Genomic DNA, 14078 nt, shown 5'->3' with positions numbered 1-14078 from the left:
CCTCCGTCACCCGTCCCCCGCCCGTCCCCCGCCCGTCCCCGGCCCGTCTCCCGCCCGTCCCCGGCCCGTCTCCCGCCCGTCCCCGGCCCGCCGGAGACGGGCTCGGGGAAACCGTTTTGGCGATACCGCCCGCCATCCCATATGCTTCTCACGTCCCCGACGCGCTGAGAAGCGCCCAGGTGGGGCCGTTAGCCCTCATCGTCTAGTGGCCCAGGACGCCGCCCTTTCAAGGCGGTAGCACGGGTTCGAATCCCGTTGGGGGCACGCACAACCCTGTGCGAGACTGGTTCTCGCACAACAGATGGTCCTGTGGAGCAGTTGGTTAGCTCGCCACCCTGTCAAGGTGGAGGTCGCGGGTTCAAGTCCCGTCAGGATCGCTGAGATCGGAAACGATCTCGTGGCTGGGTAGCTCAGTTGGTACGAGCGATCGCCTGAAAAGCGATAGGTCGCCGGTTCGACCCCGGCCCCAGCCACAACCCGAAGGCCCCGTTCGAAAGAACGGGGCCTTCCTCGTTCCCCGGTACGGGCGGGGGCCCGGGATCGAGCCCCCGGAGCGGAGCCCCCTACGCCTCCGGCTCCTCCTCCCGTCTCCCCCGCCGGGCCCGCCACGCGAGCGCCCCCGCGACCACGGCCACGACCGCCGCCAGCAGCGCCCAGTCCGGCACCGCCCCGCCCAGGGCGCCGACCCGCTCCTCCACCGCGAAGGAGTCGTCGACCGACAGCAGCCCGGGCAGGGCCGTGGTGCCGTCGAAGGCGAGGAAGAGGGCGCCGAGGGCGACGAAGAAGAAGCCCGAGAGCAGCGAGGTCGAGTGCGCCTCGAAGCGCCCCACACGGATCGGGCGGCCGCGCAGCCAGCGCCGCCGGCCCAGCTCGTAACGCTCCCAGAGCAGCGCCAGCACGAACAGCGGGACGGCCATCCCGAGCGCGTACACGGCCAGCAGCAGCCCGCCGTAGACCGGGTTGCCGCCGAGCGCGGCCACGGTCAGGACGCTGCCGAGGATGGGGCCCGCGCAGAAGCCGGCCAGGCCGTAGACCAGGCCCAGGGCGTAGACGGAGAGCGCGGTGGTGGGCCGGATCCGGCCGCTGACCTCGCTCATCCGGCGGGAGGCGAAGCCCAGCCCGAGGATCTGGAGCACGCCGAGGCCCACGATCGTCCAGCCGCCGAGGGCCACCAGCAGGTCCCGGTGGCCGTAGAAGAGGCGGCCGGCGAAGGAGCCGGCCGCGCCCAGCGGGACGAGGGTGGTGGCCAGGCCCGCGGAGAAGATCCCGGTCCGGGCCACCAGCTTGGCCCGGGTGTCCAGGGAGTACGCGAAGAAGGCGGGCAGCAGCAGGGCGCTGCACGGGCTGAGCAGCGCCAGCAGCCCGCCGAGGAACGCGGCGAAGTAGCCGATGCCGGAGGTCACCGCGCGCCCTTCTCGGCCGCCGGCGCCTCGCCGGTGGGGCCGGCGGCGGGCTTCTCGCCGGCGGGCGTCCGGGAAGCCGGAGTCTCCGCCCCCGCCTTTTCCGCCCCCGCCTTCTCCGCACCCGCCTTCTCGGCCGCCGCCCTCGCCGCCGCGTCGATCGCCCGGGTGAAGGCCTCCATGGGCTGGGCGCCGGCGATCGGGCGGCCGTTGATCAGGAAGGAGGGGGTCGAACTGGCGCCCAGCTCGTAGCCCTGCTCCTGGTCCTTGCGCACCGCCTCGCGGGCCGCCGCTCCGTCCGCGTCCCGCGCGAAGCGCGCGAGGTCGGGCACGCCGGCCTCCCGGGCGAGGGCGGTCAGGCGCTCCTTCCCGAAGCCCTTCTCCTTGGCGCCGGGCGCGTAGGCCGCCTTGTGGAACTCCCAGAACCGGCCCTGCTGACCGGCCGCCCAGGAGGCGCGGGCGGCGGCCTCCGACTCCTCGCCGAAGATCGGGAAGTTGCGCCACTCGATGCGCAGGGTGCCCGCGTCCACGTACTTCTTCACGAGCGCGGGCTCGGTGTCGCGGGCGAACTTCCCGCAGAAGCCGCACTTGAAGTCGGCGTACTCGATCATGACCACGGGCGCGTCGGCCCGGCCGAGGGCGAGCTTGTCGGCGGCGTCGCGGCGGGCGTAGGCCTCCAGCTCCGGATAGACGCCGGCGGACACCTCGGCGGCGGCCCCGGAGGACGCCCCGGAGCCGGCGCCGGGCGCGGACGGCGCGGTGGCGGCGTACGAGGCGAGACCGAGCAGCGTGGCGGCCAGCACCACACCACTCATGATCACCACGGGCTTGGTGGCCTTGCCGGACGTGTTCTTGGGCATGCTGAAGCGCTCCTGAAACGGGAGAAAAGGGGAGGAAAGGCGGGCGGTGGTGCACGCCCGTCTAGACCCGCAGGATCGACAGCTCCATCGGTGACGGCGGTACGAGACCGGGCGGCGCCCGTCCCGCCCGTACGGTCACCGCGTCCTGGTCGGCGGCCCAGCCCCCGCACGGCGTGCGCTCCCCCGCGAGGGCGGGCAGCAGCTCGCCGAAGACGTGCGCGCGCGGCGGTACGGCGGGGGTGACGGCGCCTTCCTCGGCACCGTGGCTCCGGCCGCAGCCGGGGGACGCCGGGCCCGTCGCGGCGGTCTCGGCCGCCCTCGGCCCGTGCTCGGCGGCCGTCGCGCTCCCGGAGACCGGCCCGCACACCACGAGCCCGAGCACCAGCCCCGCGAGCGCGGCGAACGCCGCCACGGCGCGGGCGGCGGTGCGGGGCATGCGGAAACCTTTCGGGGGGATGCTGGCCGGTGTGCCCGAAATACTACGCAGGGCCACCGCGCCACCCCCGGAACCACTCGTAAATCGGTTCGCCGCTTCTCGGCGGCAGGTGCGATCCTGGATCCCGTATGTCTACTTCCTTCGCCGCCCTCCAGTCCGTCCTGGCCGAGGTCTCGCTGCGGGACTCCCACCGGCTCGGCCGCCGTCTCGAAGGCGCCCGCCGCATCCGCAAGCCCGAGGCCCGCGAGGCCGTCCTGGACGAGATCGCCGCCGAGGCGGCCAAGGCCAAGGAGCGCGTCGACGGGCGCGCCTCTCGCGTGCCCGCCGTCACCTATCCCGAGCAGCTCCCGGTCTCGCAGAAGAAGGACGAGATCGCGGAGGCGATACGCGACCACCAGGTCGTGATCGTCGCCGGTGAGACCGGTTCCGGAAAGACCACGCAGATCCCGAAGATCTGTCTGGAGCTGGGCCGGGGCGTCCGGGGCATGATCGGGCACACCCAGCCCCGCCGGATCGCCGCCCGCACGGTCGCCGAGCGCGTGGCCGAGGAGCTGAAGACCCCGCTCGGCGAGGCGGTCGGCTGGAAGGTCCGCTTCACCGACCAGGTGAACCCGGACGCGACCTTCGTCAAGCTGATGACGGACGGCATCCTGCTCGCCGAGATCCAGACGGACCGCGAGCTGCGCGCGTACGACACGCTCATCATCGACGAGGCCCACGAGCGGTCCCTCAACATCGACTTCCTGCTCGGCTATCTGGCCCAGCTGCTGCCGAAGCGCCCCGACCTCAAGGTCGTGATCACCTCCGCGACCATCGACCCGGAGCGCTTCTCCCGCCACTTCGGCGACGCGCCGATCATCGAGGTCAGCGGGCGCACGTACCCGGTCGAGGTGCGCTACCGGCCGCTCCTGGAGGAGGACTCCGACGAGGCCGACCGGGACCAGATCACCGCGATCTGCGACGCCGTCGACGAGCTCCAGAAGGAGGGGCCGGGCGACATCCTGGTCTTCCTCTCCGGCGAGCGGGAGATCCGTGACACGGCGGACGCGCTGACCAAGAAGAAGCTCTTCAACACGGAGATCCTGCCGCTGTACGCGCGCCTGTCGCACGCCGAGCAGCACCGGGTCTTCCAGGCGCACTCCGGCCGCCGGATCGTGCTCGCCACGAACGTGGCCGAGACGTCCCTGACCGTCCCCGGCATCAAGTACGTGATCGACCCGGGCACCGCGCGCATCTCGCGCTACAGCCACCGCACCAAGGTGCAGCGCCTCCCGATCGAGCCGATCTCGCAGGCCAGCGCCAACCAGCGCAAGGGCCGCTGCGGCCGTACGTCGGACGGCATCTGCATCCGGCTCTACTCGGAGGACGACTTCCTCACCCGCCCCGAGTTCACGGACGCGGAGATCCTCCGGACCAACCTGGCCTCCGTCATCCTCCAGATGACCGCGGCCGGCCTCGGCGACATCGAGAAGTTCCCCTTCATCGACCCGCCGGACCACCGCAACATCCGGGACGGCGTCCAGCTCCTCCAGGAGCTCCACGCCCTCGACCCGGCGCAGAAGGACCCGCGCAAGCGCCTCACCGAGACCGGCCGGAAGCTGTCCCAGCTCCCGGTCGACCCGCGGCTCGCCCGGATGGTCCTGGAGGCCGACCGGAACGGCTGCGTCCGCGAGGTCATGGTGATCGCGGCGGCGCTGTCCATCCAGGACCCGCGCGAGCGGCCGGCCGAGAAGCAGGCGCAGGCCGACCAGCTGCACGCCCGCTTCAAGGACGAGACCAGCGACTTCCTCGCCTTCCTCAACCTCTGGCGCTACATCCGCGAGCAGCAGAAGGAGCGCGGTTCCAGCTCCTTCCGCCGGATGTGCAAGCAGGAGTACCTGAACTTCCTGCGGATCCGCGAGTGGCAGGACATCTACGCCCAGCTGCGCACGGTCGCCAAGCAGATGGGCATCCACCTCAACGAGGAGGACGCGCCGGAGCAGTCGATCCACGTCTCGCTGCTCGCCGGTCTGCTCTCGCACATCGGCCTGAAGGACGTGAAGGAGTCCAAGGAGGGCCGGGAAGCCAAGGACGGCCGGCGCGAGGGCACCCGGAACGAGTACCTGGGCGCCCGGAACGCCAAGTTCGCGATCTTCCCCGGCTCGGCGCTCTTCAAGAAGCCGCCGCGGATGGTCATGTCCGCCGAGCTGGTGGAGACCTCCCGCCTGTGGGCCCGGGTGAACGCGCGGATCGAGCCCGAGTGGATCGAGCCGCTGGCCGAGCACCTGGTGAAGAAGACGTACAGCGAGCCGCACTGGGAGAAGGACCAGGCCGCGGTCATGGCCTTCGAGAAGGTCACGCTGTACGGGGTGCCGATCGTCGCCGACCGCAAGGTCAACTACGGGCGGATCGACCCCGAGGTCTCCCGCGAGCTGTTCATCCGCAACGCGCTCGTCGAGGGCGACTGGCGCACCCACCACAAGTTCTTCGCCGACAACCGCAAGCTGCTGACCGAGGTCGAGGAGCTGGAGCACCGGGCCCGGCGCCGGGACATCCTGGTCGACGACGAGACCCTCTTCGACTTCTACGACAAGCGGGTCCCCGAACACGTCGTGTCGGGCGCCCACTTCGACTCGTGGTGGAAGCACAAGCGCCGCGAGGAGCCGGAGTTCCTCGACTTCGAGCGCGAGATGCTCATCAACGAGAAGGCCGGGGCGGTCACCAAGGACGACTACCCGGACTCGTGGCGGCAGGGCGCGCTGAAGTTCCGGGTGACCTACCAGTTCGAGCCGGGCGCGGACGCGGACGGCGTGACCGTGCACGTACCGCTCCAGGTGCTCAACCAGGTCACGGACGAGGGCTTCGACTGGCAGATCCCCGGTCTGCGCGAGGAGGTCGTCACCGAGCTGATCCGGTCGCTGCCGAAGCCGATCCGCCGCCACTACGTGCCGGCGCCGAACTTCGCGAGCCGCTTCCTGGACACGGTGGTCCCGGTCCAGGAGCCGCTGACGGGCGCGCTCGCCCGCGAGCTGCAGCGGATGGTCGGCGTGCCGGTGACGGCCGAGGACTTCGACTGGACGAAGGTCCCCGAGCACCTCAAGATCACCTTCCGGATCGTCGACGAGCGGCGCCGCAAGCTGGCCGAGGACAAGGACCTGGAGGCGCTGAAGCTCCGTCTGCGCCCGAAGGCCCGCCAGGCGCTCTCCAAGGCCGCCAAGGCGGCCACGGCGGGCCCGGACGGCTCCGGGCCGTCCCTGGAGCGCACGGGGCTGAAGGACTGGACGATCGGGACGCTGACGAAGGTCTTCGAGACCAAGCGGGGCGGCCAGCCGGTCAAGGCGTACCCGGCGCTGGTCGACGAGGGCGACAGCGTCGCCGTGCGGCTCTTCGACTCGGAGGCCGAGCAGGCCCTGGCGATGTGGCGGGGCACCCGGAAGCTGATCATGCTGAACATCCCGGTGAACCCGGCGAAGTTCGCCTCGGACCGGCTCACCAACCAGCAGAAGCTGGCCCTGTCGGCGAATCCGCACGGCTCGGTGCAGGCCCTCTTCGAGGACTGCGCGACCGCCGCGGCGGACAAGCTGATCGCGGACCACGGCGGGCCGGTGTGGGACGAGGAGTCCTTCCGGAAGCTGTACGACAAGGTGCGCGCCGACCTCGTCGAGCTGACGATCCGGACGGTGGGCCAGGTGCAGCAGGTGCTGGCGGCCTGGCAGGCCTGCGAGCGGCGCCTGAAGGCGACCAGCAGCCCGGCGCTGCTGCCCAACCTGAGGGACGTGCGCGAGCAGCTGGCCTGGCTGATGCCGCCCGGTTTCGTGACCCGCACGGGTCTGAAGCGGCTGCCGGACCTGATGCGCTACCTGGTGGCGGTGGACCGGCGGCTGCAGCAGATGCCGACGGGCGTGCAGCGGGACACCACCCGGATGGAGAAGGTGCACGAGATGCTGGACGAGTACGCCTGGCTGCTCGAACAGCTCCCGCAGGGGCGTCCGGTGCCGTCCTCGGTCACGGACATCCGCTGGATGATCGAGGAACTGCGGGTGAGCTACTTCGCGCACGCGCTCGGCACGGCCCACCCGGTGTCGGACAAGCGGATCGTGAAGGCGATCGACGCGGTGGTGCCGCAGCCCGCGCGCTAGCCCGGCGGCCCGGGCCGGCTGCCGAGCCTGCCTGCCGGGCCCGCGCCGGCCCCGTCCGGCAGCCGGTTCGACCGCACCCCCTGACCTGCTGTACTCTTTTCCTCGCAGCCGCACTTCAAAGGCTGCGAAGGTCCTGTGGAGCAGTTGGTTAGCTCGCCACCCTGTCAAGGTGGAGGTCGCGGGTTCAAGTCCCGTCAGGATCGCCGACCAAGAAGGCCCGCACCGTTCGGTGCGGGCCTTCTTGCGTTCCCGGGAACCAGGGACCAAGGTCCCCCCAAGGGGTGACCAACGGCGCGGTGGAACGGCCTCGCGGAGGTGGAAGGCTGTTTCCAGGGCAAGGCTTTGACGGTGTGACGGGTGTCACTCAATCAGTTTTCAGAACGGCCGGACTTACACCCCTCCTACATGCCCCAGATTTAATATGTGCAATTGCACCTGGTCTACGCGGGTGAACCGGGACATAAAAAGATCGCGCCGGACCCGGCGGAGTCCAGCGCGATCGATGACGGGGGACCTGTTGGGGCAGGTCGCGCGTCGGCAGAGCTTGGGGTTGGGCGGCCCGGGTTGGGGGACCCGGCTGCGCCCGGTACTACGGGGTGTTACGGGGTGCTGCGAGTGTCGCGGGCGCCTCAGGCCTCGCTGCGCTGCTGCGGAATGCCCGCCAGCAGGGCGCGGACCTCGGCCTCGCGGTACCGGCGGTGCCCACCCAGGGTGCGGATGGACGTGAGCTTGCCGGCCTTGGCCCAGCGAGTCACCGTCTTCGGGTCCACGCGGAACATGGTGGCAACCTCGGCAGGGGTCAGCAGCGGCTCGGCATCAGGGGTGCGAGCGGTCATGAGCGGCCTCCTCGGGAGAACCGAACCATCTCGGTTCTTTCCTCTAAATTCTGCACCTTGACCCGCCTTGCCCGAAATGGCGGAAGCGGGTCGAGTCGGTTATAGGACGAACGGCTTGTCCTCGGCACTACAACTACACCATCCGTCCAGCCACGTCGGCCAAACCGATGGAATTGCCCTCGCAGGTGTTCATCAGCGGCGGAAGTCGATGGACCATGCCATAACGGACAGTCACGCCACTGTGACGATCAGTCACAGAGCGATCAGGAGTCCTCAGACCCCCCATAGAGTGCAATGTCGAGCGTTCCGCCCAGACTTGGACGGAAGGAACCCTCCCCGGACTCCTTGTCCTATTTTGGCACGAGGGTGGGCGATGGGCGCAAGGGTGCGTTTAGTGCTGTCCGTCACCCTTGAGCCAAAGGCCCGGATCGGGACCAACGTCCTGCCGCACCCGCACCAAGGGCCCCACGAGAGCACACCAAAGACCCGAACTGGTGTCCAGCAATGAAGATCATTTACATCAGATGGACATGTCCTGTCGATGATCAATTGGCGAACTGCAGGTTGTGCACGGCCTTCCACCGCTCGGCGAACCGCCCGTAGGCCGCCTGCGCGCCCTCCCCGTCGCCGTCCCGCAGCGCCTCGATCCCGGCCGCCACGTCCGCCGCCGACCGGTCCGCCGCCAGCTCCTCGGCCCCGAGCGCGTGCACCAGTCCCCCGTAGTCCAGCTCCACCAGGGCCCGCGGATGGAACTCCTCCAGCCAGCGGCCCACCTCCACCAGGCTCTCCGTCATCGGCCCTTCCGCGATCGCCCCGCGCAGCGCCTTCAGCGCCCGGGCGAGCCGCCGCCGCGCCTGCGCCATCGGCGTCCGGTAGCGCAGCACCGGCCCGGCGGCCGGGCCCTCCCCGGCGCCCCCGGCCGGCACGTACTCCCGCTCCTCGTCCGAGAACAGCGCGAACCAGGACGGCGGCACCCGCCACACCGTGCCGCGGATCCACGGCCGCGCGTCCGGGTTCCGCGCCAGCCACCGCTCGTGGTCCGCCGTCGCCTGCGCCCGCACCACCGGCGGCACCATCGCGTCCAGGACCGGCGCCGGCAGCGTGCCGCCCACCAGGTCCGCCATCGCCAGCCAGCCCCGCAGCCGGGTCCGCCACGGACACACCAGGACCACCCCGTCCACCTCCGCCACGAAGGCGTCCGCGCTCTCGTGCACCGGCACCGGGACCGGCGGCACCGGCACCAAGTCCGCGAGCGAGCGGCGCAGTTCGTCCTGCGCGTCCGGCGGATCCGGCCGGCGCGCGTACCGCGCCCAGTGCCCCCGCTCCGGCTCCGGGAACGCGGCCAGCGGCTCGTACACCCGCAGATAGGCGGCATAGGGGACAAGCACCGAGGAGGGCACCGACATGTCGCAAATCCTTCCACGCGCGTACCCCCCGCGGGGGTGATCCTCGGCACTGCGTCCCTGCTACGGCCAGGTAGGACATACCCTCGTCCCGACCTGGTCCCACCCCCACCCACAGGGGGGACCTTCCGCCGAATCCTGACTGGGAGTCACCACCGTGACCGATGTGACCGGCGTGCCCGACGTAGTGCACACCCTCTTCCACTCGGAGCAGGGCGGCCACGAGCAAGTCGTGCTGTGCCAGGACCGCACCACGGGTCTCAAGGCCGTCATCGCCCTCCACAACACCGCCCTGGGCCCCGCCCTCGGCGGCACCCGCTTCTACCCCTACGCCACCGAGGCCGAAGCCATCGCCGACGCGCTCAACCTCTCGCGCGGCATGTCGTACAAGAACGCCATGGCCGGCCTCGACCACGGCGGCGGCAAGGCCGTGATCATCGGAGACCCCGAGAAGATCAAGACCGAGGAGCTGCTCCTCGCCTACGGGCGCTTCGTCGCCTCCCTCGGCGGCCGCTACGTCACGGCCTGCGACGTCGGCACCTACGTGGCCGACATGGACGTCGTCGCCCGCACCAACCAGTGGACCACCGGCCGCTCCCCCGAGAACGGCGGCGCCGGCGACTCCTCCGTCCTGACCGCCTTCGGCGTCTTCCAGGGCATGCGCGCCTCCGCGCAGCACCTGTGGGGCGACCCGACCCTGCGCGGCCGCAAGGTCGGCGTCGCGGGCGTCGGCAAGGTCGGCCACTACCTGGTCGAGCACCTGCTCTCCGACGGTGCCGAGGTCGTCATCACCGATGTGCGCGAGGAGTCGGTGCGCCGGATCACCGACAAGTTCCCGCAGGTCACCGTGGTCGCCGACACCGACGCCCTGATCCGCGTCGAGGGCCTGGACGTCTACGCCCCGTGCGCCCTGGGCGGCGCGCTCAACGAGGAGACGGTGCCCTTCCTCACCGCGGCCATCGTCTGCGGCGCGGCCAACAACCAGCTGGCCCACCCCGGCATCGAGAAGGACCTCGTCGAGCGCGGCATCCTCTACGCGCCCGACTACGTGGTCAACGCCGGTGGCGTGATCCAGGTCGCCGACGAGCTGCACGGCTTCGACTTCGACCGCTGCAAGGCCAAGGCCACGAAGATCTTCGACACCACCCTGGAGATCTTCGCACGTGCGAAGTCCGACGGCATTCCGCCAGCCGCCGCGGCCGACCGGATCGCCGAGCAGCGCATGGCCGCGGCGCGCCGCGCCTGACCCCCGGAGCGACGACCCGCCGGCCGGCGGACGAGCGGCGAGCGATTCGCGAGACTTCGCTCACGCCGATCGGCGGGTCGAACCTCAAGAAGAGGTTAAAATCGCGATTGACCAGCGAGGACAGGGCACCTCGATGGTTCTGTACCGGGGTATGTGATGCGCGCGGCGTACCGTAGACCGACGGAAACAGGTACCGTTGAAGCCCTACGGACCGGTCTCTCTTCGAGAGTCCGTTCCGGATCATGAACGCGTGTCAAGACTCTGGGGCCAAAGAGCTCCGTCACCGAGGGGGTCGAGCCATGGGGCGCGGCCGGGCAAAGGCCAAGCAGACCAAGGTCGCCCGCCAGCTGAAGTACAGCAGCGGCGGGACTGACCTGTCGCGTCTGGCCAGCGAGCTGGGCGCATCGACTTCGAGCCAGCCGCCGAATGGCGAGCCGTTCGAGGACGACGACGAGGAAGACGACCCGTACGCGCAGTACGCGGATCTCTACAACACGGACGACGAGGACGAGGACGACGAGTCCGGTCCGGCGTCCACTCAGCGTCGCGCTTGACCTTCTGAACATGGAAACCCGGTCCGGGGCACCCGGACCGGGTTTCTGCGCTGTCCGGACCCGGCCCGCGAACCCCCCATGGGCCCCATGCGGGAGCCTTGGAGGAAAGACCGAAGGAGCACCCGTCCAGCGGGTGCTCCTTCGTCGTTTCGGTGACTTCCCGGCCGCCGCCTACTTCGCGTAGTCGCCGATCAGCTCCGCGCCCGTGGCACGCTCGCCGCGCTCGGTGATCTCACCGGCCACCCAGGCGTCCACCCCGCGGTCGGCGAGGGTGGTCAGGGCCGCGTCGACGGACTCGGCGGGGACCACGGCCATCATGCCCACGCCCATGTTCAGCGTCTTCTCCAGCTCCAGGCGCTCCACCTGACCGGCGGTGCCGACCAGGTCGAACACGGCGCCGGGGGTCCAGGTCGAGCGGTCCACGACGGCGTGCAGGCCGTCCGGGATCACCCGGGCCAGGTTGGCGGCCAGTCCGCCGCCGGTGATGTGGCTGAAGGCGTGCACCTCGGTGGTGCGGGTGAGCGCCAGGCAGTCCAGGGAGTAGATCCGGGTCGGCTCCAGGAGCTCCTCGCCGAGGGTCCGGCCGAACTCCTCGACCTGCTGGTCGAGGCTCATGCCGGCGCGGTCGAAGACCACGTGCCGGACGAGCGAGTACCCGTTGGAGTGAAGACCGGAGGACGCCATGGCGATGACGGCGTCACCCGTACGGATGCGATCGGCGCCCAGCAGCCGGTCGTACTCGACGACGCCCGTGCCGGCGCCGGCGACGTCGAAGTCGTCCGGGCCGAGCAGGCCGGGGTGCTCGGCGGTCTCGCCGCCGACCAGGGCGCAGCCGGCCAGGACACAGCCCTCGGCGATGCCCTTGACGATGGCGGCGACCCGCTCGGGGTGCACCTTGCCGACACAGATGTAGTCGGTCATGAACAGCGGCTCGGCGCCGCTGACCACGATGTCGTCCATGACCATGGCGACCAGGTCGCGGCCGATGGTGTCGTACACGCCCATCTGGCGGGCGATGTCGACCTTGGTGCCGACGCCGTCGGTCGCGGAGGCGAGCAGCGGGCGCTCGTAGCGCTTGAGGGCGGAGGCGTCGAAGTAGCCGGCGAAGCCGCCGAGGCCGCCGAGGACCTCGGGGCGCTGGGTCTTCTTCACCCACTCCTTCATCAGCTCGACGGCGCGGTCGCCCGCTTCGATGTCGACGCCCGCGCTCGCGTAGCTGGCACCGGTGGCCTGAGACATGGCTTCAGAACTTTCGTGTCGTACTGCGGGGTGCAGCGGGGTCATACGGCGGTCACGGACGGCGCAGGGCGTCGGCCGCGGCGGTCGCGGCGGGTCCCGCGGCCAGCTCGGTCTCCAGGAGCTGCTTGCCGAGCAGCTCCGGGTCGGGGAGCTCCATCGGGTACTCGCCGTCGAAGCAGGCCCGGCAGAGGTTGGGCTTGGCGATGGTGGTCGCCTCGATCATCCCGTCGAGCGAGATGTACGAGAGCGAGTCCGCGCCGAGCGACGTGCCGATCTCCTCGACGGACATGCCGTTGGCGATCAGCTCCGCGCGGGTGGCGAAGTCGATGCCGAAGAAGCAGGGCCACTTGACCGGCGGGGAGGAGATCCGGATGTGGACCTCGGCGGCGCCGGCCTCGCGGAGCATCCGGACCAGCGCGCGCTGGGTGTTGCCGCGGACGATCGAGTCGTCGACGACCACCAGGCGCTTGCCCTTGATGACTTCCTTGAGGGGGTTCAGCTTCAGCCGGATGCCCAGCTGGCGGATGGTCTGCGAGGGCTGGATGAAGGTCCGGCCGACGTAGGCGTTCTTGACCAGGCCGGCGCCGAACGGGATGCCGGAGGCCTCCGCGTAGCCGATGGCGGCCGGGGTGCCGGACTCGGGGGTGGCTATCACCAGGTCGGCCTCGACGGGCGCTTCCTTGGCGAGCCTGCGGCCCATCTCGACCCGGGAGAGGTACACGTTCCGGCCGGCGATGTCGGTGTCCGGGCGCGCCAGGTAGACGTACTCGAAGACACAGCCCTTGGGCTTCGCTTCCGCGAATCGCGAGGTGCGGATGCCGTTCTCGTCGATCGCGATGAGCTCGCCCGGCTCGACCTCGCGGACGAAGGTCGCGCCGCAGATGTCGAGGGCGGCGGTCTCCGAGGCGACGACCCAGCCGCGCTCCAGCCGACCGAGCACCAGCGGGCGGATGCCCTGCGGGTCACGGGCGGCGTAGAGGGTGTGCTCGTCCATGAAGACGAGGGAGAAGGCGCCCCGGACCTCGGGGAGGACCTTCGTGGCCGCCTGCTCGATGGTGAGCGGCGTGCCGTCCTCGGCGACCTGGCCCGCGAGCAGCGCGGTCACCAGGTCGGTGTCGTTGGTGGCGGCGACCTGGGTGGCGCGGCCCTCCTTCTTGGGGAGGTCGGCGACCATCTCGGCGAGCTGCGCCGTGTTCACCAGGTTTCCGTTGTGGCCGAGCGCGATCGAGCCGTGGGCGGTCGCCCGGAAGGTCGGCTGCGCGTTCTCCCACACGGAGGCTCCGGTGGTCGAGTAGCGGGCGTGACCGACCGCGATATGACCCTGGAGGGAACCGAGAGAAGTCTCGTCGAAGACCTGGGAGACAAGTCCCATGTCCTTGAAGACGAGGATCTGGGAGCCGTTGCTGACCGCGATTCCCGCGGATTCCTGACCCCGATGCTGGAGGGCGTAGAGCCCGAAATACGAGAGCTTTGCGACCTCTTCACCCGGAGCCCAGACACCGAAGACGCCACAAGCGTCCTGGGGGCCTTTCTCACCGGGGAGCAGATCGTGATTGAGTCGACCGTCTCCGCGTGGCACGAAACCGAGTGTAGACGGGATCGACCACTGGTCCGAATTGGCGAACGGGCCGGATCGGGCCCTCCGGACGCCGTCGATCTTCTCGTAGCTTTTGACGAACTGATCCTTCGGTCTTTGTTGGAGCCCACAAAGCAAGGGGCCCAAGGGTTACCGGCCGGTCACCTTGATTCCACCCGACCCGAGCGGACGCTCGTACGCCACGGGCCGGACGGTCGGGATGTGACGGAGTCCACGGTGCGGGACGGTCGTTGACACCGCCTCCCGGGCTCCGCCAGGCTCGTGATCATGCAGCCCGTCAGCGACCCCGACCTCTCGGTCACCCTCGTCGCGCGCCGGCACGTGGACCTGGCCCGTGTCGCGAGCGCGATCTGTCGCCGCGCCTGAGCTCCCGACCTTCTGTCCTCAGG

11 protein-coding genes and 4 tRNA genes are annotated in these 14078 nt (G+C 70.4%); 8 read left to right on the top strand and 7 right to left on the bottom strand.

The window, feature by feature from the left end; genetic code table 11:
- Nucleotides 1–191: 191 nt before the first annotated feature.
- The 3 genes from ACIGW2_RS13655 (at nt 192) to ACIGW2_RS13645 (ending at nt 473) form a co-directional block, all read left to right on the top strand.
- Nucleotides 192–264, top strand: a tRNA-Glu gene (locus ACIGW2_RS13655).
- Between the two features lie 39 nt (nt 265–303).
- Nucleotides 304–377, top strand: a tRNA-Asp gene (locus ACIGW2_RS13650).
- Nucleotides 378–399: 22 nt separating this feature from the next.
- Nucleotides 400–473 (top strand) — tRNA-Phe (locus ACIGW2_RS13645).
- Between the two features lie 90 nt (nt 474–563).
- On the opposite strand, the gene ACIGW2_RS13640 is transcribed toward ACIGW2_RS13645, so the two are convergent.
- The 3 genes from ACIGW2_RS13640 to ACIGW2_RS13630 form a co-directional block, all read right to left on the bottom strand.
- On the bottom strand, nt 564–1403 hold the full coding sequence (locus ACIGW2_RS13640; protein ID WP_391655793.1) for a cytochrome c biogenesis CcdA family protein: 840 nt from the start codon (nt 1401–1403) through the stop codon (nt 564–566).
- A complete protein-coding gene (locus ACIGW2_RS13635) occupies nt 1400–2260 on the bottom strand; it encodes a DsbA family protein (protein WP_399843462.1) in 861 nt (286 codons plus the stop codon). The genes ACIGW2_RS13640 and ACIGW2_RS13635 overlap by 4 nt, the downstream gene beginning before the upstream one ends.
- A 61-nt stretch (nt 2261–2321) precedes the next feature.
- A complete protein-coding gene (locus ACIGW2_RS13630) occupies nt 2322–2696 on the bottom strand; it encodes a hypothetical protein (RefSeq protein ID WP_399843459.1) in 375 nt (124 codons plus the stop codon).
- 128 nt (nt 2697–2824) lie between these two features.
- Between ACIGW2_RS13630 and hrpA the strand changes: the two genes are divergently transcribed.
- Together hrpA and ACIGW2_RS13620 are read left to right on the top strand one after the other, a co-directional pair.
- A complete protein-coding gene (gene hrpA / locus ACIGW2_RS13625; RefSeq protein ID WP_399843456.1) occupies nt 2825–6814 on the top strand; it encodes an ATP-dependent RNA helicase HrpA in 3990 nt (1329 codons plus the stop codon).
- 129 nt (nt 6815–6943) lie between these two features.
- Nucleotides 6944–7017 (top strand) — tRNA-Asp (locus tag ACIGW2_RS13620).
- Nucleotides 7018–7443: 426 nt separating this feature from the next.
- Here the strand turns inward: ACIGW2_RS13620 and bldC are convergent.
- Both bldC and ACIGW2_RS13610 read right to left on the bottom strand, forming a co-directional pair.
- Nucleotides 7444–7650, bottom strand: a complete 207-nt coding sequence (bldC, locus tag ACIGW2_RS13615; protein WP_003949541.1) for a developmental transcriptional regulator BldC — start codon at nt 7648–7650, stop codon at nt 7444–7446.
- 545 nt (nt 7651–8195) lie between these two features.
- Nucleotides 8196–9056 carry a hypothetical protein gene (locus tag ACIGW2_RS13610; protein WP_391655797.1) on the bottom strand — a complete coding sequence of 287 codons (861 nt, stop codon included), beginning with the start codon at nt 9054–9056 and terminating at the stop codon, nt 8196–8198.
- Between the two features lie 154 nt (nt 9057–9210).
- Here ACIGW2_RS13610 and ACIGW2_RS13605 point away from each other — a divergent pair, with 154 nt between their 5' ends.
- Nucleotides 9211–10299 (top strand): Glu/Leu/Phe/Val dehydrogenase dimerization domain-containing protein, encoded by a 1089-nt coding sequence (locus ACIGW2_RS13605; protein ID WP_361579080.1) that lies wholly within the window; start codon nt 9211–9213, stop codon nt 10297–10299.
- 299 nt (nt 10300–10598) lie between these two features.
- The gene (locus ACIGW2_RS13600; RefSeq protein ID WP_356068407.1) at nt 10599–10853 is read left to right on the top strand and encodes a DUF3073 domain-containing protein; all 255 of its coding nucleotides are present in this window, start codon (nt 10599–10601) and stop codon (nt 10851–10853) included.
- A gap of 171 nt (nt 10854–11024) precedes the next feature.
- On the opposite strand, the gene purM is transcribed toward ACIGW2_RS13600, so the two are convergent.
- Complete coding sequence (gene purM, locus ACIGW2_RS13595; RefSeq protein ID WP_361579078.1) at nt 11025–12092, bottom strand: phosphoribosylformylglycinamidine cyclo-ligase; 1068 nt, start codon at nt 12090–12092, stop codon at nt 11025–11027.
- A 52-nt stretch (nt 12093–12144) separates the two neighbouring features.
- Nucleotides 12145–13671, bottom strand: a complete 1527-nt coding sequence (gene purF / locus ACIGW2_RS13590) for an amidophosphoribosyltransferase (RefSeq protein WP_356068411.1) — start codon at nt 13669–13671, stop codon at nt 12145–12147.
- Between the two features lie 285 nt (nt 13672–13956).
- Here purF and ACIGW2_RS13585 point away from each other — a divergent pair, with 285 nt between their 5' ends.
- Entirely contained in the window at nt 13957–14055 is a 99-nt protein-coding gene (locus ACIGW2_RS13585) for a putative leader peptide (RefSeq protein ID WP_356068413.1), read from the top strand.
- Nucleotides 14056–14078 lie beyond the last annotated feature (23 nt).

This window comes from Streptomyces sp. NPDC053541, from assembly GCF_044544705.1.
In the GTDB taxonomy this organism is placed as follows: Bacteria; Actinomycetota; Actinomycetes; order Streptomycetales; family Streptomycetaceae; genus Streptomyces.
The sequence above is the reverse complement of the archived record's forward strand: the minus strand, read 5'-3'. Positions and strand labels throughout refer to the sequence as shown.